Consider the following 26297-nt stretch of genomic DNA (forward strand, 5'->3'; position numbering starts at 1 on the left):
GTTACTTAATCAAATTTGTTTTCGTTGAAATTTTATTTATTGCGTAAAGAGCAAATAATTGTCTAACAGGAATTTCTTCTTTATATAAAAAAATCTCATTATTTTTTTGCTTAAAATTTCGGTCCTCTATATTAAGTGATTTGAGTATTACCGAAATTTCATCAACTAAGATTGTAGGTTCTTTATAATTTGAAATTGATTTTTGCTTTTCATACATGTCCTGAAGCAAAGATGAATTAGCTATTGCCTCTGAAAATCCATTATTTATAATTTTAATAAATTTTTCTCCATTTGCATGAAGTCTCAATATAGGCTCCAGTTCCTTATAATAACTGTCTTCTACTTTTTGAATAGGAAACCCTTTACCAGTTCCGTACTGGATTGAGGTATACCATTTTCCATGTGATTTACTGTTTTTTTCAATATCATAATTTGATAATGTCACAGTTAAATTTCCCTCTTTAATGGCATGTCGTCTAAACCTTGCTCCTTTATTTTTAATTGGGGGATTATCAAAAGATTTTAATTTAAAAGAATTTAAATTAGGTACATTTTTTAAATTGGGAGATTTATTAACATTTAATTGTTTTGGAATTTCAGCTCTTAATTCCTGTAGAACAGTTTTAGCAAAAGCTCTACTTACTGCACAACAAACTGCATTCCCAACAAGTCTCCATTTAGTGTTTTCAGAGCCTAGAAATTGATATGTTATAGGAAATCCCATAAACATAGATGCTTCTCTTACAGTTGGTAAGCGGTACTCTCCATTGCCATATCTCTTAATTTCAGATTTATAAATTATAGACTCTCTGGAATTAGCTATTTTAGTAGCTGTAATTGTTCTACTTGGTTTATTTTCATTTTCCGGAAACGACATTTTCCCCATATACGGATGATTAGTTTTCCAATATTTAGAAAACTTCCATTCAGCTTCGTAAACTCCAGTATCATAGAAATGGTCATATATTTCAAACAAAGAAATTTTTAAATCATACTGAGGGTCCTTTACCAATATGTTTTCTTTAGAAGAATAAGGGTTAGGAAAGTGCCTCTTTATACCATCGATAGAATTGTAAAGCAATTTCCCTTGTTCGTTTTTATCAGAATGAGTTTTACTAGGAACAATTAATTTTTGTTTCTTAATTATCTCTCCTGATATTACTCGCTTTCTTGCTTGATATGATCCATAATCAGCAGAATTAATTACGGATGTATTTTCATATAAATCTAGTGCGATTTTTAATGGACTTATTCTATGTTTTGTAGCCCAATCTGAAAGTCCCAAGTCTTTAAAAGTATAAGATGTTTGTAAATATCTTTTAGAGTTTACTACATTTTCCATAAACCAAGCTTTTAATATCGAGTTAGGTTTATTCTTTTTAACTGCAACTATTCTTAAAAATGTCTCAGTTAATTCAACCCCTAATGACTTATCGGCATTCCCCGATTTATTGGAAGTAGAGAAACTAACGCACGGAGGGCTTCCAAGAATAATTTCAGTGTCTGGTAATTCTTCAATTTCATCAATTGAATTTTTAAAATCGAGAATATTTTTTACTTCACAGGATAAATTAAAATTATGATTGTAAGTATCAATAGCCGGTTTCCAATGGTCATACCCATGAACTATTTCAAACCCCATTTGCCTAAAACCTTCAGAAAAGCCACCAGCCCCACAAAAAAAATCTATAACTTTAAGCTTTTTCATTCTTAATATTGTCTTTCAAAATTTCTTTACATTTAGACAAAAATTGTTTTTTATCTAAGTCCGTTAATTGTTTTACTAAATCCCAATTAGTTCTTCTTCCTTTTTCACCTGATGGTTTCCCGGACAACTTAGATATACTAATATCCGTTTGGAATCCCTCTTCATTAAGCATAGCTGCAATATTTTGTACTTTCATTTTAATTGATGAAATAGATCTATTCCTAATTTGGAATATGTCTGATTCATCAAATTCTAGTTTTCCGAATCGCGCAATATAACAACAGAGAATAATTTCTTCTTCTGTATATAAATTTCTTTTCATACTATAAAAACTACATTTTGTAATATACTTTTAAAATTTTTTTATTTCCAAAGTTATCGTTAAATATATTCTAATTTATCTTTTTTAGTTTACGGAATTCAGTATTTCTAAAGAATTTACCATCCATTTCAAACTTATGTTATATAACGTCAATTTTATATATATTTAATTAGAGTTCACAATTCATGTAAACAGGTAAATGATCAGATAAAAACCTTGCGTTTTCAAGATTTAAACAATCTTTTACAATATCAATAGATCCAGATGAGGTACTTTTTATTGTTGATGATGTAAAATATATATTGTCGATTGAGTGGTTTAGGTATAAACCGTTACTACATTTTGTTTTTAAAGTGGTTTTAGTTTCTTTTAAGGCCGATTTAAAACCTATCTTATATAAATTATTCCAGACTTTATGTTTTTCGTTTAAATTGAAATCTCCTGCCAAAATAATTCGATCCGAATCAAGTCGTTCAGGATAATATTTAAAATGTATGATTTCCTCTTCTGGTCGGTCATTAAACTTACGAGAATGGAAGTTGATAATATAAAAAGGATCTCCTCCTTTTTTCATTTGAAATTTACCAATGAAAGGTTCACGAAGACATTCATCTTCCAATTCTTTATCTAAAAAAGCTTTGTTAAGAAGCTTTACTTTTGAGGTTTTCCATAAATAGGCATAACGTTCACTAATATATGCTGAGGGGCTGTTTGTAGGATCACTTACTCTGTAATCCCATTTGTAGCCCATCCTGTTTAATTCGTCAGCAATTTTTGCCACTGCTTGTGCTCCTGCGGGGTCTTTTGCCACAACTTCCTGAATAGCTACCAGATCTGAGTTCCTAAGTGTCTGTGCTATTTGATGTAATTCATCTGCATTTTTACTTCTACCTAAATCTCTAATGTTCCAACTTGTAATATTTAATGGATAAAGAGATGAGGTATAAGTAGAGGAGTTTACTTCGAGTGAACTTTTAGCACTACTTGTCGAAGCTGTAAACTCATTAAAAAGTTTATCTGAATTTGAAGGATCAGATAAACATGAATATGATAAAATTAATAGTAATAGACTTAGTAATTTAAAATTGACTTTTACCATAGATTTTACTAAAAATTATGTTTTACTAAGTCTGAAATATTATTAAGAGCTGCTACTTGAACAGCGACATACTTCTTTTTATTGTCTCTAAGTGTTATTACTGGTTTTATAGATGCAGGTCTATGTTTTGAAAATTCTTTGGATTTGGCATCGGGATGACTAGTTAAGGTTTCATGCAAGACATAGTTTTGAATGTTTAAAGAGCTTGTGGTTTGTTTTATGTTGCAAAAGGGAGTGGATACCTTTTGAATATTTTGCATGGTTTTATTCAGTTCTGGAGCCGAATTGAAATAAGGGTATGGTTCTCTGCCTTGAATATAGTCCACAATACTTATGTCTAATATATTTTCAATATTTTTATGTATATCGTTTAAATAGTTAGTGTATAGTGTTTCAAAGACCTCATTTGTGTTATTTTCTTCAAGGATATAATTTTCATGGAATGTTAATGAAAGGTTAGGCAGATTCTTTAAAAAAGTGTTTTTTTCCTTTTTGATATAATCAAGTAAAGGTTTTTTTTGAACAACATTTACAACAAATGTAGGAGAATCAAATAAAGTTTCATTAAGAGCTTCTAAACTTTCCTTTTGCCAGTTTTTAATTTTTTCAAAATAGATTGAAAGGGATTTGTATCTTATTATAAGATTTTTATTCATTTCGTCGAATAGCTGAAATAAGTTATCTGCAACTTCAAAACGATAAAGTTCTCTTTCATGTGATAATCTTGGGTCTTCAATAACTGTAGGTTGTTGTATAATTTCCTTTTTAGTAAATAGAAGTTTACAGCCATAAATTATTAGTAAAATACCGCCTAAAACACCAATTAAAGAGCTGGGTACAGTTATATATGATTTAAAAAATAAACTAATAAGAATAACTAATACACCCCCGGCAATAAAAGGCCAAGGATTTTTGTTACTTTGTTCTGGTTCTGCTTGGGGAATAGCAGGGGCTGGAATTTCTTGAGCTTTTAGATCTTCAAATAATTGTTTTCTGAATAAGGGGTTTTTAATTTGTTCTTCATTCTCTTCGTTTTTTAGGGCAATTAAGTCGTAATCTTTCTTAACTATCCTTAAATCCCTTTTCTTTTTACGTAGATTATATTCTTTAATGACTTTTCTTCTAATTAATGAATCGTTTAAGAAAGAAAAACTAGCATTTGAATCATAGTTAAATTCACTAAATGATAAATCTATGATATCTGTAATAACAAAGGCTTCTAAACAAAATTCAGGACTAGCTATGTAATCATAAGGCGCATAACAATAGCCATTTTCTCCAAAATTTCTACCCCAGCTATTTCTTATTTTAAACAGTTTTTCTTCTTCGTTATAACCAACGATTAACATAGCATGATTACCATGGTTTTCAAAGCTTGCTTCGTCTTTAGAAGGAAAGGGAACAAGACCTGATTTGTCCTTTGGATAAAAAGATTTAAATAATTTTAAACCAATTATAATAGGATGTCCATTGGCAATAGTTTGTTTGAAATCTTTTTCAGTAATATTAACTCTAAATGCTTTTTCTACAACTTGATGCTGTGCTTCTGTATAAGCTTCCTCTCCAGGTTTTACAGAGAATGATTCAATTTTATAGGGGTAATTTTTAGAATAACAGGCACCATGTTTTTTTACTGAATTAATGGTTTCTAATAATGTTGCACCCGTATCATCAGAGACGTTTCCAAGGATTTCTCTGGTATTGTAGTAAATGAAAAGTTCGCTAATGTCTACATTCTTATTGTTACGTTTTGCTGCAAATTCGTAAACGGCTGAAACAGGAAATGCAGTACAACTTCCTAATTCTCCTTGGTCTTTTACCTTTGAAAGGTATTTAGATAGATCAATGGCGTTAGGAATAGGTTTATCTTCGAAGGAATAAAAGTCCTCATTTAAATTTACAGGAGACGGAATGTAACCCGAAGCATTAATTCTTTTGCCATCTACACTAAAGACCCCTTCTTCAAAAGAGATATCTAAGTCAGAATGAATTTCGGTAGATTGCTCTTTTAAGATTTTTAGTGACTTTTCATCATTTTTTATAGCTTGGTTGAGTTCGGTTATTTTATTTCTTAAAGCCTTTTGTTCATGAAAGTCTACTCTATTTTCTTTATCTAAATATTTATTGAAATAATCAATAATGTCAAACTCTAAATCACTTATATTTAAACGCTTATTGGTCCAGTTTATACCTTGTAGCTTCTTGTCATCTTCACCTAAAAGGTTAGCAAGTATTACTTTTGATTCACCAATTGTATTGTCAGAATTGGTAACAAATAATTCCAATTTATTTTTAAAAGAATTAATGTATTCTTCCGAGTTTGCTGTTAAATTTTGATTGTTTTCCTGACTGTAAGGGTATTTAGTGAAGAATTCGTTGAAAAAATTCTGGTGCTCTGAAATAAAGGGGTTACACTTTAGAATAATGTCTCTTAATTGAATGCCTTTATCATCATATACACCTTCTTCTTTAAATTTATACTGAAGGATTTTATTGGTTATAACATTACTAAATAAAATTTCATTAAAATGAATAATCCCAATACCAAAAATTTTTGTTTTGTTTTGAATAGCTAATGACGTCTGGCAAACCATTTGAAAAACGAAAAATTCAGCTAAGGCAAAGGCAAGCCAATTTGAGCTTAGGTGTAAAATGATTTTATCTGTATTTCTGTCATCTATGTAGTAAATGTCTTTTATTAGGTCTTGATATTCTGGAATCGTTTTTTCAAGTTCTTTTAACTCGTTTTTTATATTAGAATTATCATTATGATTATTACTATCAAGAGAATAAGTTATGACAAACAATTTTATATCAACTCCTGAAATAAGCTGATTAGAGCTTAAATCCTTTATTGCTTTTAATAATTTGTTTAGTATAAAAACACTTTCTTTTTCAGCTAAAGAAATAACAATGTTGACAATGACAGTGTCGCTAATAGAATCATTTACAAGACCAACTAAGTTTTTTATTTCTGCATACAATTCATAGTCGAACCAACTTTTTATGTCATCGTTATCGGAAAGTTGCAATTCCCCCTGTTTTATAACTTCCAGTTTGTTTTTATCCTTTTCCAATTCCATAGAAGAGGATAGGATAAAACTTTGGTAAAATGCAGGTTCATGATCTTTAAAATGCTTATCAATTTCTTTGATAAGCATTTTACCTTGTTTATTAATACCGATATTTATTGAAGGCGACGACATAAAAAGTTTTTAAAAGGTCTAATTTGTAATGGATAAAAGTTGTATTTTGTTTATTTAGCTAAAACCTTTTTAACAAAATTAATTTCATCGCTAAATAGTTCTCTAACCTTAATCATTTTAGAATCTTTTAATTCACTATTTTCAAAATTCTTTTTTGAATAATGATCATTGTAATTGGAAGACTCAGTAACTTTTTTAATTAATTTATGATTTTCAGTTTCGCCAATTTCGGAAATCTTATTGTCTATCATTGCTTTAAACTCATCTTGTAGTTTTCGTCTTTTGAAATCAAGAAAGGCTTCGTCTCGATAGTTCCCTAATTCAATCCAGTAATCTTCAATAGGATCTCCTTGTGCTTCACTATAGGCTAGATAATTGTCTCCATCGAATTTAATAAAGTCATAAATAAATCCAGTAACCCAATACTCTAAACTGTGATCTTCACGTTTCGTTGGGTATATGTCAAATCCTTCTCTTTCCATTCTTAAAAGCCAGTTGCCGTCAATATGGTGACTTATTTGACTATTGTCACTTTTTTCTTTGTAAAGTGTCATATTTGAAACTGCATAAATAGGTACGGTAGCTTCCATTCTATAAATGACAATTCTGTCATGCATGTTAGTAGAATTGAAATCAGCTTTTTGGTTGGATTCCAAAATGTTTTTTACTACATCATTTTTTACTAATATTGATGAATTTCTGTTAGGTACACCAATAATGAATGCTTCATGATGTTGCCTGTTAACGACATGTCCTTTGTAGTTATATGACCAAAGTGGATTCGATTTTACAATTAATTCTTTTACAATGGTATTTAACTCTTCTTCGCTATAGGTTGATAAAACTTCATCTATTCTTTTATTACGATATTCAAGCGCTTTTGGTAACTCTTTAGAAAAACGCCATAAAGAGTCTGAAATGATTTTAGTAGAAACTTCTGAAAAATCGTATAGACCTCCATTTGAACTAATACTTTTTATAAAATCAGAAATATTTAAATCCTTATCGGAAACGCTTACTCGGTTTACAAAATCTCTATGAAGCTCCTTTACGAATTTTTTTGGTTGTTCATTTATCTGGTTTTGTAAGCCAATGAATTTTGATTCACATTCTTCCTCAACTTGTTGTAACTTTTGAAGTATGTTTTTAATGTTTTGATCATGATCGCTGATGGTTAATAGAAGTTGATTGAAAAATGTTGTAGCATATTGTCTTCTTAAAATTTCATGTGTATTAGCTGCAATCTGATTTACACCTTGAGTAATTTCTTCTTTAATGTCTTTTAGTTTTGAACCAAATTTACGCTCCATAAATGTTAGTCCTTTTAGTTCAGAAATATTTTGATTTAAGTGGTTTCTAAAAACTTCATCATTTTTAGATTTTTCAATGTGTTCTGATTTCATTTCTCCTAAAAAGACATTTACATGCTTTTTTAAGGCATTTAAGAATCTGTCTATATTACCAACTCCAGAAGGTTTATTAATATGCTCAATAATGAATTTTTCAAGTTTTTTGTCGACATCAGATTTTTTAGAAGCATAATTTGATTCGATTTCCTTTTTTGCAGATTCATCAACGGAATGTAAATAGGAATTTATTTCAGAATCAATAGAGTTTACATCTTGTATATAAGTGTATTGAATTCTTGGGATTTCAGCCAGAAGGGAATCTATTAAATCGTTGTTTTCATCTCCATTATTTTCTCGAATTTTAGCATCATTAATGAAAATATCATCAAGATCAAATGAATCAGTTTCTGGGGTGATAAGATTATTTATTACACTAACAGAAGCTTTATGGGCATAAATATTTCCAAGTTTATTGCCATCATAATATAGTTCGCTTAGTCCTAAGCCACATGCCCATGAATCTTTATTTTCTACTTTCATGGAACCTCCTGCAATTACGGTTCTTACATTATCGTAAGAACTCGCCATGCCTCCACTTAACTCACTTGCTCCAGTGAACATTGCTAAGCCAATTAATTCACTTAAGTCATTTATGTTAGTGTAAGTATTGGCGTTTTTGTCACTGTTGTTTATTGTAAATACTAAATCGAATGGAGGTCTTTCAATTTTAATAGTTTTATTTGCGTATTTTATTTCTAATGGCTTTTTGTCGTAATTATGATGCATTAGATAATCTAAATCATGTAATGCTCCATATCCATTTGGTAAAACGTTTGCCATTGCTGGACCATTCATCATAGAGTTGAAAACATCAGGTAAAATGGCAAATCCAATGGTTGAAACTCCAACACTGGAATTAATTCCTTTGGAAACCTCTTTAACAATATATGCCATATCTAAAAAAGTACCACTACCTGTTCCTCCTGCAACGGAAAACATCATGTTTATTTCAACATCATTACCATTCACATCAAATTTATCATTACTAATAGCATCAGCGTTTAATATAGCAGTAAGTTTGGTTCTAATGGCATTTTCAATAGCACCATAATTAAAATGGGTTGCGAACCTACCATTAGATCTAACTTGACCAGCTCCATCTGTAAGGCTAACAAGTAAGGCTCTATTGTGGTTTGGAACAAAGTCAAATAATTCTGCTTGTTGCCTTAAAACCTCTTGTGGGTCTCTTACTTTGATATGCAAAAATTCAGAAGCATCTAGTCCGATTCTTTCACCTCCTAAATGGCTGTCAATTTTTACATTAATACTATCGCCATCGGTATCAAAAGCAAGAAATGAGGTCATTGGAGGGATTTCTCCATATGTGTCAATAAAGCGCTTTTTGGTATGTAATATTGATTTTAAACCAGTTCCTCCTAATCCGATGAAAAGACTTCTTTTTAATTTTGCCATGGTATGATGTTTTATGAATATTGGATTTCTATTGTATGTTTTTCTGTTTTGATATTATATGAATTGTACGGTTCCAAGTTGATTGATGGTGGTGATATTTGTGTTCCAAAAGGAAGCTTTATTTTTATTTTTTTTCCTCTACCAGGTCTTAGAATTATATCTTTATCATAGATTGGGTTTATTTCGTATTGTATCTTCCCTGTAAAAACCTTATTAAAATATTTTTGTTTTTTTGGAGAACTTGTAAAAATGACAAGTTTAATGTTTCTATTCAGGAGGACACTTCCGAAATAAGGTGATAAAATTTGAATTCTTCCTTTTTTAAATTTTGGATAAATTTTGTTTCTTAAAAAAAGAAACCAGATAATTAATACTGAAGAAATAAATAAAAGAATAATAATTAAGGCCTTTTTTAATGGGTTCATTATGAGCTTATGCTCAGCTTCCCATTTAAAAATTCTTATTTCGTTTGATGTATTGAGGTCGTTATTGTTTATTAAATCAAGGCTATGTTGTGTAACTGAAATAAATCCAGATGTATAGCCTTCAGGGTAATCAGGAAGCAGTTTTAACCCCAATTGTAAAGTTCCCGTTTTAGCATTTTTACTGTTTATAGTAAAAGTATTGTCTGATAATTGATTGTCGTTAATATAAAGTTGTAAGTTTTTGTCTTTTATTTCTTTTTGAAATTCATCGACAAATTTAATGGTAGCTGAAGATGATTTTTCTAATGAATAGTCATTAAAATTGAACTTAAGTGATTTTGATAATGTAATAGTGTCGCATTTGCAAAATAAAAATGGTTGATAGTATTCAACAACACCAAAATTAGTGGTTTCCCCTTGAAAAGAATCTTCTTTTTGGCAGTTAAAAAGAAACAAAAATGATGCTAGTAATATGCTAAGAGTTTTATTCATTTTCTACAAATTCTAGGGTTAAAACTCTTTCTTTATTATTTCTAACTACTAAATTGATATCTGGATTTAAAATTTTTAAATTATTATCTGTAGAAAGGGTTAAGGGTATAACTGACTCTATTGGTGAGTTTTTACGAAGCGCTTCAAAAGTTTCATTGTTTTTTGTTTTTAGCCGAACAACAATTTTATTATTTTCAACTTTGATGTTATTTTCGTCAACTTCAAATATTGAATTATTTTTTAAGTTGATTTTCAAAAATGTCTGGCCTTTTATGTAATCCCAATTGTTTGCATTTAATTCTATTTCAAAGTTATTTGGGTCATCGTGGAGATTTACTTTTATATTATTAGAGTATGGCTTGATAAAAGCTATATTCATATTTGTTCCTTCTACTGAATAAGCGTTACATTGTTTTTCTATGATGTTTACAATAGGTTTGTTTAATGCTGCTTTAGATAGCATAACATAAAAAAGGTGAGATTCACTTTTATTTGAAAAATCACACCAATTACCAAGGGATGTTTTCAAATCGTCTTCACTAAAATCAATTTTACTTGTTTTTTTAGAGGCACTAGGAATTGGTGATTGATTACCATCAGTTAAAAGGAATATGTAGTTAACTCTATCGGAATCTATATTCTTTTTCGCTGTTTCTAATGCGGAATAAATGTCTGTATAGCCACCAGGAACATTTTCAATAGAATAGTTGTCGATAGTTTTTTTTGCTTGTAAAAAAGAATCTCTGTCTCCTGCTTTAAAAGTCCATCTGTCAAGTTTTAAATATGTATAGGTTGCTTGGAAAGGTATTATTTTAACAATGGTTTCAGGATCTTTAATATCTTCAATTCCTTTATAAAGAGTATTTTTAACTTCATTAAAAATGTTTTCAGAGTCATTTAAACCCCACATAGACTTGGTGATGTCGAGCATGTAGATGCGTTGTTCTTTTTTGAAATTTTGACCTAGCCCTATGAAATGGCAAAGGATTAATAAAATTGAGAGGATTATTTTAAACATTAACTTGAGAGTCTTGTTGGGGTTATATAAAATCAGGTTTTAAGAGATACTAAATGTAATTTAAATTTATAAATACAACAAAAGGACTACAAAAAAATATTGTTATTTTCTGACTATGATGGTCGAATATGCGACTTAAATATTAGAGATTAAATCATACTAAAGATGTTATTTTTCTTAAAAATTGGAACTTATAAAAATCTATTCTAAAGTAGAACCATCTTCAAATATGATTTTTTCAGGCTTCCAGATTACTTTTAAATCTTTTAAGTCTTTATTTTTAAGTGTTTTGTCGTCTTTCATAAATTGATTGTAATCTGTATTCGCGTTCCAGGTTACCTCATTTCCAGCTGAGATAGGTTTGTCGTATACGAAACTTAAAGACTTAATTTCTTCATCAAAAATGTTGGTAAATATAATTTCACCCTTTACTGCTCTTATGTCTTGAATAGATTTGTTTTGAATTACAAATTTGTATGTAATGTATTCGTCGTAATCTAGTTCTAAGAATCCTTTCTCAAAGCAAGAAACAATGACTGTTTCGGATAACTTTTTAATGCGTTCAGCTTCTTTTTTTGCTGCTTTTGCAGCAAGTGCCTTCTGTTCTGCTTCAATTTTGCCCTGTTCTGCTTTCCATTTTTTGCCATCTTCTAAAATTTCTGCATATGTCATTTCTTCAAGTTTTTTGTCTTGAAATTTTAGTCTTATCATTGATCCAGCTAATAATTGAAGGTCAGATGAATCTAAGCTTTCTCTGATTGCCTCAATATCTTCTTTGGCAGTATCTTCATTGAATTTTTTTTTCATAGGTGAAGAACATGAGATTAAAAAGGCAGGAACTAAAATTACTGAGTGTTTAATGGTCATAATTGGTAGTTTTAAAATTAAATCAAATTTAAACTTATTGAAAAAGAAAGCCTTACGGTATTCCGTAAGGCTTTTGTAATATTAATCCTCTGGTGGAGGTGGAGGTGTAATTGGGTTGTCGTCTCCACAACAAGCAATTTCCTCCGTTTCTTGAATGTTATTGTCTGAAGAGTTTGATTCAGGTGAACATGAATATATGCTAACGTTAAGTAAGGTTAAAAACAAGATTAAATATGTTTTTTTCATAATTATAGTTTTAAAAATTTGACAATAGAAGTGCTGTCCGAATTATTTCGGGTTTTAGCTTTAAATTGATTTTTAGAGACGTCTCTCTGGTTCGGGAAGTATGGGGGACAGGTGTAGAGAAGTTTGGTTACTTCCCGGTACGAAACAACTCTACGTTGTCGCTCCTAAAAATGAAATCATTAGCAAATGCTTTTACCAGATTTTCTAATAATTCTGAAGCAAAACAAATGAAACAATCAAAAAAGGTTAGGAATTAAGTAGGAAGGTTATAGGAAACATCTAGGTTTGTATTTTCCTTAAAGTTTCCGTAAAAATGGCTAATTTTAGGCGAGCTAAGATCAATACCATGCATAAGTTACTCATAGTTAAAGCTTTTGAAAAGTCAAAAAAGATAAGGCAAGAACAAGGAGATAATAATCCTTCTTTAATTAATCAAGCAAAGGACCTTTCGGATTATGTTGATAGGGAAATTGGATTTCCATTAGGTGAAAAAAGTTTTAGGAATTATAAAAATGAAGCAGAACGAATTTTGGAACCTGAAGAAGATATAAGTATTAGGCACGAAGTCGTTTTAGGTCTTTTGAGTTATCTTGGTTATTCTAGTTACCAAGAATTTGAAAAAGAGAATGGTCTAATAGAAAAAGAAAAACAATTTAAAAAACATAAAATTCATTCATTTGTTAAAAAACACGCAACAACTTTAGTTGTTTCAGGGTTGTTAATAATTGGTTTTTTTGTTTATCAAACTCTTACTCAGCAATGTTGGATGTTCTGGGATGGGAATCAATACATAGAAACGTCCTTTGATGCAAAAAAATACCAATCAGGTCTGTTAAAACTTTGTGATGGTAATCTTATAAATAATTTTAAACGTATTGAGCCAGATTCTGATACTGAATTTTTTGATGATCTAGGAAAAGCTAAAGTTTGGTATTTTAAGAATAAAAAAGGTGAGGTTGAATTTTTTACTGCCTTAGGAAAGCATCCTATAACAGGAAAGACATTAAATGAAATTACAGAGTATATGATTGATAAATATGTAAAAAACAAAACCCCTACGCTGTAGCATAAGGGTTATGGCTTTTGTTATTAATTTTTATAGATATTGATATACAACGCTATAAGTACCAGTCTCGTTAACTTCTAAAGAAATAGCTGTAACAGTAGCTGATATAGGATATTCTTGCTCGTCATAAGTGTACTCTACATTAATGTCGTAAACAATATTGCCTAGTTCATTTTTGTATGTTATTTTAGAAGGATTGTTTAAAGGGAGAAGAGTTCTGGCTTTTATAATATTAGCTGCTTGTTGAGGTAAACTAAAGTTTAATTCAACGCCATCTAAAACATCAATAATTCCGGCAGCTTTCAAAGTGTAGAAAAAGGGGTTTGGGGTATCATCATATGATATTTCGGCTGTATAATCCACATTTTCGTATTCATAGGTGTCTTCATTATAAATTTTATTAATAAAGCTGATTTTATAAGGGTTCCCATTATTGTCGTATTCTTGTACCTGTCCTGTTTCGAAAGCATCGTATGGAGATTGATACAGCTCTTCTATATTTAACTGGTCACCTCCTCCTGTTACATTAGTTAGGTTGTCGTCGCCATAGATGAAAAGGCTAGATTCTTCTCCGTTAGATACTGAATTTAATTTCTTTTCATTATTGTATGAAAATGATATTGTTTGGTTCTCGTAGCTATCCTGCATCGAGATGACGGATATCGATTTTATAAGTTTCTCTTCAGTATCTCCATTTACTTCCTCAAATTCGTCTGTTGCAGAGTCGCTACAACTAAATGCGAGAGCTAAGCAGGTTAATAAATAAATGTTTCTGTTTTTCATAATATATTGGTTTATAGTGTTTGTTAGTCAGTAAATTCGATGATTTGACCAGATACAATAACTTTATGGGTCCCTACAAATGGGAATGCAGAACCTTTAATTTCTACGGTTTCATTAATAATAGCGCGAGATGTTCCTTCGAGGTTGGCATTTTCAAGCATATTGGATTTAGCTTCTGAAACTAAACCATTTTTAGAGTGTCCTCCGATGCCAAGAATGTAAGTGGCTTTTGCAAATCCTTTTACGGTTTTAATAATTTTAAAGTTGTTTTGAGAGAGTACAACTTCAGTATTATTTTGATTCATATTTCTAGTTAAACCATTATGAGTAGCGCAGCTAGTTGTTAAAATCGTTAAAAGAGCAAATAGTAGTGTAATTTTTTTCATTAAGGTTGATTTATTATTTAATGCCAAATCTACCTTGATTTATAAGTATTGCCTTACGGTTAGCCGTAAGGAGTAGTATTTATTGTGGTTTAAGTTTTATATTATTTTTCATCCTTAATAAAAACTTTAGCTCATTAATAGCGTTATGTAACTGTTCGATGTCTCCTTTGTTAGCGGGTAAAAGATTCGGAGCGAAAGTTGCCTTTAAAAGACTAGTAGCTCCATTAGCAGCTGCCGTTCCCAATGCTGCATTAGCAATGTTTGAAGTATTTATTTGTTGGTTCTTGGAAATTGTATCAAGTTGCGCTTCTAATTTTTCTAAGGAAGTTGTGATATCTTCCATTTGTAAGGCGGGAAGATTGTTTTCTGGTATACTAACTTCTGATTTTTTGTAGTGTCCAGAAACATATTTATAGTCGTTTCTTTTATAGCAGGCTTTAGTTTTGCAGCTTGTAGTGCAATAAACGTGATTAGTTCGTCTTTGTTCAAAAATGTCTTTGCAATGTTTGCAGATGGCTTGTTTTCTCATGGTTTTGTATGGTTTTGTATGTGTTGTGAAGTAAACAGTAAAATAGGTGTGAGTATTAAGCTTGTTTTTTAAGCTTAGCCAGAATGTCGCTCTTTTTGTAGTATACGCGATTGCCTAGGCGGTATGATGGTAGGATGCCACTTTTTCGCCAATTGTAAAGGGCTTGCTTAGAGCATTTTAAATATTGAAGCGTTTCTTCAACGGTAAGAAGGTCGTCCGATATCTGATTTTCGTTTTGTTGAGGTAGTTGAAGCGTTTTTAATTTGGCTTCAATAACGTTGGAAATATGCTCAGATAATTCTTCTGGTGTGATGTTGTGGATGGTGACTTGGGTTGATCTCATGATACTCTATTTTACTGTTTGCTTGAAACAAAGGTCAGTAATGAGTGAAGGTTTTAGAGTATCACTAGGTATCGATACCTAACTTGTTAAGTTGGAATTTGGTATGTAATAGCCTTGATTATCAAATGTTTCTTTTAATTTTAAATGCTTTTCACTGTCCGGGTTTGTGTAAACTCTTAATGTATTTGTTGAGGTAGTATCTTCTAGATTAAACGAATTAATTATTTGTCTTGAAAGTTCGGTAAGGTTGATTTCTCCATTATTTCCCTCAGGAGCAGTTATATAACCTTCGTCAATAAGAGATCGAATAATTAAACCTAAGTGACTTGGTTTTCCTTCCCATTTCAAAGTGTTTTTATTATTGTTCCCTAGTTCGCTAATTTCTTTAATGAAGTCATTTATAATAGTTTCTCTTTCTGTTAGGTCTTCAGTGAGTTTCTGGATGGAAGTGATGTGGTAAAACATGCTTATTTCGTAATCACGGTGTTTAATTATACCTTCAGTTTCAACAAAACCATCTTCCAGTTTTATTTCGTTATAAAAACTACCTCCTTCGAGCGTGGAGTAGTTGTTATTGATGATATTGTTCAGTGAAGGGATAACCTTCGATTTTAATGCTTTTAAAAATTTAGTTTGATGTTTGGAATAGTCGTATTGATGCTTTAAGAAATCGTCTAAATCCATAATATCAATATCGAAAAGTGCTTTTCTTAAAAAGACTCTTAGGTAAAAGTCTTTTTCTAACTGGTCTGAATAGTAACTGAAATTCTCTAGTAAGTATTCTGGAGTGGTTTCATTGTTTGCTTTACGTTCTTTAAATGAAACATCGTCAAGGGCAAATATGTTTTGATACATGAAGGTTTTTGGTATAAAAATAATATTATTTGAAGAATGCGGAATCAGCAATTTTTACTGCGCGTTCTTGAGGTGTTACTTTAATATAATTGTAAAATTCTTTTTCGGTAGTGTGTCCACTTAAAGCCATAATATCAATAACGGGCATTTTAGAGAGGTAGGCATTCGTGCAAAATGAGCGTCTAGCTGTATGTGTGCCTATTAATTCATGCTTGTCAATGGTCTTTTCTGAAAGTTTACCTCCTACGGTTTTTTTAGTTACAACGTCGTCTTTGATTTTGGCCTTTCTACCAACTTTTTTAATCAGAGAATTGATAAGGTGATCTGGCATTTTGGCCGGCAAATTTCCATTGTATCTTTTATTGATGATTTCTTTTATTCTAGGGTGAATAGGAATGTAGACCGTTTTTTTGGTTTTCTTTTGGTAGATTTCAAAAACTTCTCTACCATCAAAAATTTTGATGTTTTTACCTGTCAATCCGTTATAGTCTGATACACGTTGGCCAGTATAATATCCAATTAAAAAAATGTCTCTAGCTCTCTCCCAGTCCTTATTAAAGGATAAGTCTAGTTTATATAAGTTTTCAATTTCTTCAGTATTTAAGTAAATAGAAGTGGTTTTTTCCGAAAGTCGCTTAAAGTCACGGTGCTTATATTTCAAGTTTGTGTTAATACCATCTTCTGTAGCACGATTCATTAATGCAATGATATTTTTAATATGCTTGCCAATAGTATTAAGTGAATATTCCTTTTCCTCTAAAAAACTAACAAAAGCATAATAAAAGGGAACATCAATGGTGTCGAAATCTAATTTATATCTGTAGGTGTTATTGAAATCTTTTAGTTGTTTAATGGTTTGTTTGTATGATCTAATCGTTACAGCGGTTAAATTGATGCCTGAATTAACGGCATTTTCTTTAGTTTCTACAAAATCATCTGCAAACTGAAGAAATTTAAGTTTAGGAAGCGAAGCCTCTTTAGGTTCGCTTCTTTTCATGACTACATCATAAATAGATTTTAGAATATCCTTGTCATGCTTTTCAGCTTCCTCAAGCTCTGATAAAGCTGTAGAGAAGTCGGTTTTTATTTTTAATAATTTATTATTTACATCGTCTCTGTTATCTAAAGATGCTATTGCTCGAATTTTTTGGTTTTTTATGTCCCAGTATTTAGGTAGAATTTTATAACCTGTTGAATATTTAATTCTGTTGCCTCTTCCAAAACTATACTCAAACAGTATTGGTGTTTCTTTTTTTGATGTTGATTGTTTTAATCTGAAAGCAATCGTTCCAGTTGTTGGATTAATATTACTCATATGCATGTGTTTTTATAAAAGGGGGCAACAAAAGGGGCAACATAATTTTTAATTATTGTTATTTCAAATTTATAAAAAATTATTCAATAATCTCAAAACCCCTTTAAATAAAAGGTTTTGAAGTAAGTTTGAAGTCAAATAAGGTAAAATAGATTAAACTAAAAAATAGTCCAGGTGGGACCACGATTTGAAATCGTAAAGCCTTGCAGAAATGCAAGGCTTTTTTAATTTAATAAGAAAGTAACTGTTTATTTTTATAGAAATTAAACCAACCCTAAATCTTTAATTATAGCCACTAAGTGTATGGCGTTATTGGCTTTAAAAATATCCTTTAATTTGTTAATGCGTTTTTCTATGGAACTTAGACTGCAAGGAGAAATGTTTTGCGATTTAAAAAGAAAACTTATTTCTTGTTGAGACATGCCTAAGGATAAATGCTTGACCAGTTCAATATCGTAATCGTCTATTTCTAATTGATTGTTTTTGTTTAAGGCATTAGAAACTTGAGGCGATAAGTAAATGTCTTTTTTTGCGACGTTGGTAATGGCTTCTGTTAATTCTAAAGCTCCTTTTCTACCTTTGCAAACATAAGCGTTTAGGTTATGTGTGTTAATTAAGCTTCTAACTTTTTGTAAGCGGTCTTCCATAGAATACATGATTATTGGAAGCTGCTGGTTTTCAGATCGTATCGCTATAATTAAATCTTCACCCGATTTTAATTTGGCGTAGTTGTGGTCTTCTTTAAAGGATAAATCGGTTATAAGCAAATCGAAGGGGTCTTGGTCTAACTCGGCTTTTTTAAGTTTTAAATAGGCTTCGTCGCAGTATTGTGCTTTTATAACCTCAGTTATGTTTTTGGCTTCTAAAACTTTTAATACCCCTTCGTTTACGACATCGTGGTCGTCTACAATTAAAACTTTTTTAAACATGGTTACACCTTTATTTTTGCTTTAAACCCTTTATTAAGTTCTGTATCAAAAATAATGGTTCCTCTAATAGTTTGTATACGGTTTTCCATATTCGATAATCCAGACCCCTTTTTTAAAGAACTTCCTTGGCCATTATCGGCATAGTTAATCTGTATGTGATTATTGAGCTGGTTAAAGGTTAGTGCTACATTGCTGGCTTTGCTATGTTTTTTCATATTTACCATAAGTTCTTGCAACACTCTGTAAAGGGTTATCTTTTTGATTTTATCCAGTTTGTTCCAGTCTATGTTGTTTAAACCTCTTGTGAATACATTTACAGAATTGGTCTTGTAGCTCGTAAACAAATCTTCTAACAATTGTGCGTAATTGTTTGAAATGTTTATTGTGCTGTTTTCTTTTGAAATGTCTCTTGTTTTTAGATATATGGCTTCTAAATCGTCAAGAATATTTTCGTTTACATCGTTTTGATTTTGAAGTACTGTCATGACTTGATACACGTCGTTGGCTACTTCGTCGTGGACCTTTTTAGAAATTCTGGTTTCGGTTAAATAAACTTCCTGAACTTTATCTTTTTTGTGTCTTATTTTAATAATGCTAATTGAAGCTAATGAAATAACCGTAATTAAAGCTCCTAGAGATAAATAAAGTAGTTTGAGATTTTTTTCTTTTTCCTTTTCTAATTCACTAACCTCAAGTGTGTGGGTTTGTTTTTGCAGTAGTTTTTCTTTTTGTTCGACATTATATTGTATCGCAGCAAATTTATTTTCTTGTGCAAGATTGTCGCTTTTTATGCTATCACTTAAGGTTAAGTAGCTTTTAAAAATAGGATTATCTTCAAGTTTAAGTGCGGTTTTTAATGTTTCTAATTCGAACTTCGGTGATTGCAAAAGATTCGACATAGAATCCATTTTCTTAAGATATCTTAAAGCTTTGTTTTTCTGGTTACGATCTATGTAATACAACGATAAATGCCTGTAGTTTGAAAATAATCGGGTTAAGTCCTTGTTGTTTCTGTTGAGTTTAAGTGATTCATTCAAGTTTGTTAATGCCGACGAGTCATTGATTTTAGATTTATAATATCCCAGATTGTCTAAAAACACTGATTTAATTTGATCATTGTTAATGGTTAAAGCTTGATTATAGAATTCAAGTAATGTGGCTACGGCTGCCTTGTAATTTTCCTGATCTGCATAATTATTCCCTACATTGGTAATTATAGCAATTTTGTTTGATAAATCTGTATTTAGGTTCAGGGCCTTTTTGTAATATGTATTGGAGTTTTCGAAGTCTTCAACGTGTCGGTAAACCATGCCTAAATGATTATAAAGACGTTCTTTTGGTGTTAAAACATGTTTTTCATTTTCAATTTTATCCAAGAGTCTTAAGGCTTTAATAGCAGTAGTTTCACTTTCGTAATAAAACCCAATTTTAAATTCACCCAAAGCAATCAATTCATAATAGTAGGCTGCTTTTTTAATTTCATTATCATTTAATGCGTTTTCAGCTTTACGTTTAAAATAATCGAAGGCGTGGGAGGTGAGTTTAATGTCTTTAAGTTCGGTAATTGAGTTGTAATAAATAAGTGAGCTGTCGGCTGATTGTTGTGCGTGTGCTGAATAACCAAAAATAATGGGTAATATAAAAGTAATTAAACAATAAAAAAGAAGAGAAAAGGTGTTTTGTTTCATGCCTCTAAAATAGAAACAAATTTTAATTGAATGAGTAAAACCAATATCATGTAAGAAAACACGCTAGACTTAAAATTAAATTTACTCTTTTTCTAGACGAACGGTATGGTTAGTATTATTTATTTTTAAAAAAACAGTAATTAATTTGCTTCACTCTAAATTTTTTTAAATTTGTATTAGTTAGTTAACTGAGCCTCAATTTTACACATGACTATTTATTACAATAGTAATAATAGTGGGCTTTAAAATTTAATAATATGCCACCACCACCAGGTACTCCAATAGATATATGGATTACATTATGCTTATGCTTAGGCGTGGTTTACGGTGTTGTGAAATTACTTAACAGAAAAAAGGCTAAATAAGTTTGTTTAAATTGGCTAGTCTGCTCACATATTTTCCTAAAACATCAAATTCTAAATTTACAGTCGAGCCTTTTGTAAAGGTCTTGAAATTGGTATGTTCGTATGTATAAGGTATTATGGCAACACTAAAGCTATTTTGTTTTGAATTAACGACGGTTAAACTAACGCCATTTACTGTAATAGATCCTTTTTCGATAGTAATATTATTTAAGGAGGCGTCATAACTAAACGTGAATATCCAACTTCCATTAGCTTCTTCAATGTTTTCGCAAATTGCCGTTTGATCCACATGACCTTGTACAATATGGCCATCCAATCGATCGCCTAGTTTCATGGCGCGCTCTAAATTAACGGTATCACCTATTTGTAAATGGTTTAAATTAGTTTTATCGAGGGTTTCTTTTATGGCGGTAACCGTATATTCCTTATCGTTTAATTGTACAACAGTTAAACAAACCCCATTATGAGCCACACTTTGGTCGATTTTTAATTCGGCAGTAATATTGCTTTTAACGGTGATATGAAGATTGTCTAATTCGGTTTCTAAACGAGTAATTACTCCCAGATCTTCAATAATTCCTGTAAACATATTTATGGTTTGTTTATTTGGTTAAATTTGTAGTGTCAAAAGTACGTGAAATTTTTTATTTGAAAATCACAAACATTTAATGAAGAAACCAGACAATATAGTAGTAGGCATATCCATAGGGGATTTAAATGGAATAGGTAGCGAGGTTGTTTTAAAAACTTTCGAAGATACACGCGTGTTAGATTTCTGCACACCTGTAATTTTTGCTTCGGCCAAAGCGATGACTTTTTTAAAGTCGCATTTTAACTCCGAAATAAATTTTAATATAACCAATAACATTAATCAGCTCGTACATGGCAAGGTTAATGTGTTCAATAGCTGGAATGAGCCTGTAACTATAGAGTTTGGTAAGGAAGATGAAAAAATGGGGGTCTATGCTATTAAGTCATTGCAGTCGTCGACCAAAGCACTAAAAAATGGCGATATCGATGTTTTAGTTACAGCACCAATAAACAAACATAACATTCAGTCTGAAGAATTTAAATTTCCCGGGCACACCGATTACTTGGCACAGCAATTAGAAGGTGAAAGTTTAATGTTTATGTGTTCTGATGGTTTGCGTGTTGGTTTGCTAACCGATCATGTTCCAGTTAAGGATGTGGTTAATCATATAACGGAAGAGTTAATAATTAATAAAATCAATACGGTTTATCATTCGCTTAAATCAGACTTTAATATTGTAAGGCCTCGTATTGCAGTTTTGGGTATTAATCCGCATACGGGAGATAATGGCGTTATTGGTCATGAAGATGATACGGTTTTACGACCAACCTTGAAAAAGTTAAAAGATGAAGGTAAACTGGTTTTCGGACCTTATGCGGCCGATAGCTTCTTTGGGTCTAATAATTACAAAAGTTTCGATGCTGTTGTAGCATCATACCACGATCAGGGATTAATACCATTTAAAACCTTATCGTTTGGTCAGGGGGTTAATTTTACAGCAGGTTTAAACAAAGTGCGAACATCTCCCGATCATGGAACCGCTTATGAAATTGCAGGAAAAGGCGTCGCCGACGAAAGTTCGTTTAAAGAGGCCGTATTTATGGCTATTCAAATATTTAGGAATAGAAATGAATATGAGGAACTTACGGCCAACCCTTTAAAAAAATCGACTAAAAAGATATAAACAAAAAAATGTTTATAAGTAATGCTGCTTAAATAAAAATTTATATATTTGCAGGCTCAAAATAGATTTGATAATGAAGCCATTAAAAGAGTATACAATTCCATTTGTAGGGCTAAAATTAGCAAAGCACCATTTTGAGTACGAAATTGAGCAAGCGTTCTTTGATTATTTTGAGTATCAGGAATTTAATGATGTAAAAGTAATGGTAAATCTTCAATTAGAGAAGAAATCAACCTTACTGGAGTTGCACTTTAAAGTTTCAGGATTTGTTAATGTTAATTGCGATTTAACTAACGAACCATACAATCAATCTATTGAAAACGAGTTCGATTTAGTAGTTAAATTTGGAGATGAGTATAACGATGATGACGTTAATATATTAATTGTACCACATGGTACTTACGAAATTAATGTTCAGCAATATATTTATGAAACCATCATATTAGCAGTGCCGATTAAACGCGTGCACCCTGGTGTTAAAGACGGAACATTAGATTCGGATATACTTAAAAAGCTTGAAGAATTAAGCCCTAAGGGAAAGAAAGAGAATAATACCGAGGACGATATAGATCCTCGTTGGAATACATTAAAAAAACTATTAACGGATAAATAACGATAGAAAATGGCACATCCTAAGAGAAAAATCTCGAAAACAAGAAGAGATAAAAGAAGAACACATTACAAAGCAACTGCGCCACAGATTGCTACATGTCCTACTACAGGAGAAGCTCACTTATATCACAGAGCTCACTGGCATGAAGGAAAACTTTATTACAGAGGTCAAGTATTAATTGACAATTCTGAAGCAGTAGAAAACATAGCATAATCATTATGCGTGCATATAAAAAAACGCTCACATGTGAGCGTTTTTTTTATGATATGCTTTTTCTAACGCTTAAAATCACGTAATTTGCATAACTATTACGTCAAATTTTAATAGTTTTCACCAAAATTTGAATCTTTTTAATCAATTTTAGTGATTTTTTGGTCAATTTAACTTTTAAGTTATGAGTAAAATCTCGGCGGCTATAACGGCTGTTGGCGCATATGTGCCAGAATATGTATTAACCAATCAAATTTTAGAAACGATGGTTGATACAAACGATGAATGGATAACTTCTCGAACAGGAATAAAAGAACGTCGAATTCTTAAAGAAGAAGGCAAAGGAACTTCTTTCTTAGCTATCAAAGCAGCCCAAGACCTGATTAATAAAAAGGGCATCGATCCAAAAACCATAGAACTTGTTATTGTTGCAACAGCAACACCCGATATGAAAGCCGCTTCAACGGCATCATTTACAGCTTCAGAAATTGGTGCTACCAATGCATTCTCTTTCGATATGGATGCGGCATGCTCTAGTTTTTTATACGGTATGTCGGTTGCAGCGAGCTATATAGAATCTGGTAGATACAAAAACGTATTGTTAATTGGTGCCGACAAAATGTCGTCTATCATTAATTACAAAGATCGTGCAACATGTATCATCTTTGGTGATGGAGCAGGCGCTGTACTTTTCGAACCTAACGAAGAAGGTTTAGGTTTTCAGGATGAATATTTAAGAAGCGACGGAACCGGAAGAGAGTTTTTACAGGCTACTTACGGTGGTTCTTCATTTCCAATAACTGAAGAAGCTATGGCTAAAGGTGGTCAGTATGCATTTCAGGAAGGAAGAACAGTATTTAAAAATGCTGTTTTTAACATGGCGGATGCTACAGTAAAAATATTAGAACGAAATAATTTAGATAAAGATAGCGTTGATTGGTTAGTAGCACATCAAGCAAACAAACGAATTATAGATGCTACGGCACAACGTATTGATTTAGCTGAAGAAAAAGTACTGATGAATATTCATCGATACGGAAATACAACTTCAGCAACATTACCGTTATTGCTAAGTGATTTCGAATCTAAATTCAAAAAAGGAGATAATTTAATTTTTGCCGCCTTTGGAGGTGGATTTAATTGGGGTTCTATTTATTTAAAGTGGGCCTATAATTCTTAACCCAATAATTAATTAATACAATTATGGACATTAAAGAGATTCAAAACTTAATCAAATTTGTAGCGAAATCAGGTGCAAGTGAGGTTAAATTAGAAATGGATGATATTAAAATCACCATTAAAACAGGATCGGAAGAGACAACAACAGTACAGTATGCGCCAATGCCGGCAGCAGCACCAGTTCAACAGGTTGCAGCAGCACCAGCAGTAGCGGAAACTAAACCAGCCGAAGCAGCCCCAGCTCCAGCAGCGGCTCCTGCTTCAGATGATTCAAAATATATCACTATTAAATCGCCAATTATTGGTACGTTTTACAGAAAACCATCACCAGATAAACCATTATTTGTTGAGGTAGGACAAACTATAGCCGAAGGTGATGTGCTTTGTATTATTGAAGCTATGAAGCTTTTCAATGAAATCGAATCTGAAGTGTCAGGTAAGATCGTTAAAATTTTAGTTGACGATTCTTCACCAGTAGAATTCGATCAGCCATTATTTTTAGTAGATCCGTCATAACCTTTTAAAAATTCCAATACACAAATCTCAAAATCCAATATTTGGAATTTGGCGATTGGAATTTGTAATTTTTAAATCAAGACGTTATGTTTAAAAAAATACTGATTGCCAACAGAGGAGAAATAGCACTTCGTGTTATTAGAACCTGTAAAGAAATGGGCATCAAAACGGTTGCAGTATACTCTACAGCCGACGCAGAAAGTTTACACGTTAAGTTTGCCGATGAAGCGGTATGTATTGGCCCTGCTTTAAGTAGTGAATCGTACTTAAAAATGTCTAACATAATTGCAGCTGCCGAAATTACTAACGCAGATGCGATTCATCCGGGATACGGTTTCTTGTCAGAAAATGCTAAATTTTCAAGAATATGTGAAGAACACGGTATTAAATTTATTGGTGCTTCTCCAGAAATGATCGACAGAATGGGAGATAAGGCTAATGCTAAAGCAACTATGAAAGCTGCTGGTGTTCCTTGTGTACCTGGAAGTGATGGCGTTATTCAAACCTATGAAGAATGCGAAAAAATAGCTAAAGAAACAGGTTATCCTGTAATGCTTAAGGCTTCTGCCGGTGGTGGAGGTAAAGGTATGCGCGCCGTTTGGAAACAAGAAGACTTAAAAGCTGCATGGGATTCTGCTCGACAAGAAAGTAAAGCTGCATTTGGTAACGACGATATGTATATGGAAAAACTTATCGAAGAACCAAGGCACATCGAAATACAAATCGTAGGAGATGCTACAGGAAAAGCCTGTCATCTATCAGAAAGAGATTGTTCTGTTCAACGTCGTCACCAAAAACTTACTGAAGAAACACCATCGCCATTCATGACCGATAAGTTAAGAAAGGAAATGGGAGAAGCCGCAGTAAGAGCTGCAGAATATATTAAATATGAAGGAGCAGGAACGATAGAGTTCTTAGTAGATAAGCATCGTAAATTCTACTTCATGGAAATGAACACACGTATTCAGGTAGAGCATCCAATTACCGAGCAGGTTATTGATTTCGATTTAATACGAGAGCAGATTTTAGTAGCAGCAGGCGTGCCAATTTCAGGTAAAAACTATTTACCAAATTTACATTCTATCGAATGTCGTATTAACGCCGAAGACCCGTATAACAATTTCCGTCCGTCGCCTGGTAAAATTACCGTTTTACATGCGCCAGGAGGACACGGTGTACGTTTAGATACTCATGTATATGCAGGGTATACGATTCCACCAAACTACGACTCTATGATTGCTAAGTTAATTACAACAGCGCAAACCAGAGAAGAAGCTATTAGTAAAATGAAACGCGCTCTAGATGAGTTCGTTATAGAAGGTATTAAAACTACGATTCCGTTTCACCGTCAGCTTATGGATAACCCCGATTATGTAGCGGGTAATTATACCACCAAGTTCATGGAAGATTTCGTAATGGAAAAACCAATCGAAGAATAAAACACTAAAAACTCCGGAAACAATTTCGGAGTTTTTTTATGCCCAAATATTTAATTTGGGTGTTCCCTCGCTTTGGGCTCGGTCAGGCTCTCGCCAGTCGCTTTTTTATAGTTTACTAAACCATAAAAAGAGCTCCAACAAGGGTTCCATCCTTAACATGA

General features: G+C 31.8%; 26 protein-coding genes. 8 read left to right on the top strand and 18 right to left on the bottom strand.

Going from position 1 to position 26297, the window contains the following annotated elements; genetic code table 11:
• Position 1 precedes the first annotated feature (1 nt).
• From ICJ83_RS04075 to ICJ83_RS04115, 9 genes are all read right to left on the bottom strand, one after another.
• A complete protein-coding gene (locus tag ICJ83_RS04075) occupies positions 2–1708 on the bottom strand; it encodes a DNA cytosine methyltransferase (RefSeq protein WP_188229066.1) in 1707 nt (568 codons plus the stop codon).
• Positions 1695–2030 carry a hypothetical protein gene (locus ICJ83_RS04080; protein ID WP_188229067.1) on the bottom strand — a complete coding sequence of 112 codons (336 nt, stop codon included), beginning with the start codon at positions 2028–2030 and terminating at the stop codon, positions 1695–1697. Before ICJ83_RS04080 ends, ICJ83_RS04075 begins: the two co-directional genes overlap by 14 nt.
• Before the next feature lie 169 nt (positions 2031–2199).
• On the bottom strand, positions 2200–3129 hold the full coding sequence (locus ICJ83_RS04085; RefSeq protein WP_223154585.1) for an endonuclease/exonuclease/phosphatase family protein: 930 nt from the start codon (positions 3127–3129) through the stop codon (positions 2200–2202).
• A gap of 8 nt (positions 3130–3137) precedes the next feature.
• Positions 3138–6335 (bottom strand): C1 family peptidase, encoded by a 3198-nt coding sequence (locus ICJ83_RS04090; RefSeq protein WP_188229068.1) that lies wholly within the window; start codon positions 6333–6335, stop codon positions 3138–3140.
• Positions 6336–6385: 50 nt separating this feature from the next.
• Complete coding sequence (locus tag ICJ83_RS04095; protein ID WP_188229069.1) at positions 6386–9157, bottom strand: tubulin-like doman-containing protein; 2772 nt, start codon at positions 9155–9157, stop codon at positions 6386–6388.
• Between the two features lie 11 nt (positions 9158–9168).
• Positions 9169–10074, bottom strand: a complete 906-nt coding sequence (locus ICJ83_RS04100; protein WP_188229070.1) for a hypothetical protein — start codon at positions 10072–10074, stop codon at positions 9169–9171.
• Positions 10067–11092, bottom strand: coding sequence for a vWA domain-containing protein (locus ICJ83_RS04105; protein WP_188229071.1), 1026 nt, complete (start codon positions 11090–11092; stop codon positions 10067–10069). Before ICJ83_RS04105 ends, ICJ83_RS04100 begins: the two co-directional genes overlap by 8 nt.
• Before the next feature lie 201 nt (positions 11093–11293).
• Positions 11294–11959, bottom strand: coding sequence for a hypothetical protein (locus tag ICJ83_RS04110; RefSeq protein ID WP_188229072.1), 666 nt, complete (start codon positions 11957–11959; stop codon positions 11294–11296).
• A gap of 81 nt (positions 11960–12040) precedes the next feature.
• On the bottom strand, positions 12041–12205 hold the full coding sequence (locus tag ICJ83_RS04115; protein WP_188229073.1) for a hypothetical protein: 165 nt from the start codon (positions 12203–12205) through the stop codon (positions 12041–12043).
• A 65-nt stretch (positions 12206–12270) separates the two neighbouring features.
• Here ICJ83_RS04115 and ICJ83_RS04120 point away from each other — a divergent pair, with 65 nt between their 5' ends.
• Both ICJ83_RS04120 and ICJ83_RS04125 read left to right on the top strand, forming a co-directional pair.
• Positions 12271–12462 (top strand): hypothetical protein, encoded by a 192-nt coding sequence (locus ICJ83_RS04120; RefSeq protein ID WP_188229074.1) that lies wholly within the window; start codon positions 12271–12273, stop codon positions 12460–12462.
• A gap of 56 nt (positions 12463–12518) precedes the next feature.
• Positions 12519–13271 carry a hypothetical protein gene (locus ICJ83_RS04125; protein WP_188229075.1) on the top strand — a complete coding sequence of 251 codons (753 nt, stop codon included), beginning with the start codon at positions 12519–12521 and terminating at the stop codon, positions 13269–13271.
• Positions 13272–13301: 30 nt separating this feature from the next.
• Here the strand turns inward: ICJ83_RS04125 and ICJ83_RS04130 are convergent, their stop codons facing one another.
• The 9 genes from ICJ83_RS04130 to ICJ83_RS04170 all read right to left on the bottom strand — a co-directional run bounded on the left by ICJ83_RS04130 (position 13302) and on the right by ICJ83_RS04170 (position 21053).
• The gene (locus ICJ83_RS04130; RefSeq protein WP_188229076.1) at positions 13302–14054 is read right to left on the bottom strand and encodes a hypothetical protein; all 753 of its coding nucleotides are present in this window, start codon (positions 14052–14054) and stop codon (positions 13302–13304) included.
• A 23-nt stretch (positions 14055–14077) separates the two neighbouring features.
• Positions 14078–14440, bottom strand: coding sequence for a DUF6567 family protein (locus ICJ83_RS04135; protein WP_188229077.1), 363 nt, complete (start codon positions 14438–14440; stop codon positions 14078–14080).
• Positions 14441–14519: 79 nt separating this feature from the next.
• The gene (locus ICJ83_RS04140; RefSeq protein ID WP_188229078.1) at positions 14520–14969 is read right to left on the bottom strand and encodes a hypothetical protein; all 450 of its coding nucleotides are present in this window, start codon (positions 14967–14969) and stop codon (positions 14520–14522) included.
• Between the two features lie 55 nt (positions 14970–15024).
• Positions 15025–15312: a helix-turn-helix domain-containing protein gene (locus ICJ83_RS04145; protein ID WP_188229079.1), complete on the bottom strand. Its 288-nt coding sequence runs from the start codon at positions 15310–15312 to the stop codon at positions 15025–15027.
• Between the two features lie 78 nt (positions 15313–15390).
• Entirely contained in the window at positions 15391–16167 is a 777-nt protein-coding gene (locus ICJ83_RS04150; RefSeq protein ID WP_188229080.1) for a hypothetical protein, read from the bottom strand.
• 25 nt (positions 16168–16192) lie between these two features.
• Positions 16193–17482 (bottom strand): phage integrase SAM-like domain-containing protein, encoded by a 1290-nt coding sequence (locus tag ICJ83_RS04155; RefSeq protein WP_188229081.1) that lies wholly within the window; start codon positions 17480–17482, stop codon positions 16193–16195.
• Between the two features lie 263 nt (positions 17483–17745).
• Positions 17746–18411, bottom strand: coding sequence for a DNA-binding response regulator (locus ICJ83_RS04160; protein WP_188229082.1), 666 nt, complete (start codon positions 18409–18411; stop codon positions 17746–17748).
• A 2-nt stretch (positions 18412–18413) separates the two neighbouring features.
• Positions 18414–20099 (bottom strand): tetratricopeptide repeat-containing sensor histidine kinase, encoded by a 1686-nt coding sequence (locus tag ICJ83_RS04165; protein WP_188229083.1) that lies wholly within the window; start codon positions 20097–20099, stop codon positions 18414–18416.
• Between the two features lie 357 nt (positions 20100–20456).
• Positions 20457–21053, bottom strand: a complete 597-nt coding sequence (locus ICJ83_RS04170) for a riboflavin synthase (protein ID WP_188229084.1) — start codon at positions 21051–21053, stop codon at positions 20457–20459.
• 79 nt (positions 21054–21132) lie between these two features.
• Between ICJ83_RS04170 and pdxA the strand changes: the two genes are divergently transcribed.
• The 6 genes from pdxA (at position 21133) to accC (ending at position 26136) form a co-directional block, all read left to right on the top strand.
• The gene (gene pdxA / locus ICJ83_RS04175) at positions 21133–22179 is read left to right on the top strand and encodes a 4-hydroxythreonine-4-phosphate dehydrogenase PdxA (RefSeq protein ID WP_188229085.1); all 1047 of its coding nucleotides are present in this window, start codon (positions 21133–21135) and stop codon (positions 22177–22179) included.
• A gap of 73 nt (positions 22180–22252) precedes the next feature.
• Positions 22253–22792 carry a YceD family protein gene (locus ICJ83_RS04180; RefSeq protein ID WP_188229086.1) on the top strand — a complete coding sequence of 180 codons (540 nt, stop codon included), beginning with the start codon at positions 22253–22255 and terminating at the stop codon, positions 22790–22792.
• A 9-nt stretch (positions 22793–22801) separates the two neighbouring features.
• Positions 22802–23005: a 50S ribosomal protein L32 gene (gene rpmF / locus ICJ83_RS04185; RefSeq protein WP_027138009.1), complete on the top strand. Its 204-nt coding sequence runs from the start codon at positions 22802–22804 to the stop codon at positions 23003–23005.
• A 181-nt stretch (positions 23006–23186) separates the two neighbouring features.
• Complete coding sequence (locus tag ICJ83_RS04190; RefSeq protein WP_188229087.1) at positions 23187–24182, top strand: beta-ketoacyl-ACP synthase III; 996 nt, start codon at positions 23187–23189, stop codon at positions 24180–24182.
• 23 nt (positions 24183–24205) lie between these two features.
• On the top strand, positions 24206–24697 hold the full coding sequence (gene accB / locus ICJ83_RS04195) for an acetyl-CoA carboxylase biotin carboxyl carrier protein (protein ID WP_188229088.1): 492 nt from the start codon (positions 24206–24208) through the stop codon (positions 24695–24697).
• A gap of 86 nt (positions 24698–24783) precedes the next feature.
• Entirely contained in the window at positions 24784–26136 is a 1353-nt protein-coding gene (gene accC / locus ICJ83_RS04200) for an acetyl-CoA carboxylase biotin carboxylase subunit (RefSeq protein WP_188229089.1), read from the top strand.
• Positions 26137–26297 lie beyond the last annotated feature (161 nt).

The sequence above is a fragment of the Aestuariibaculum sediminum genome (assembly GCF_014596945.1).
GTDB lineage: Bacteria > Bacteroidota > Bacteroidia > Flavobacteriales > Flavobacteriaceae > Aestuariibaculum > Aestuariibaculum sediminum.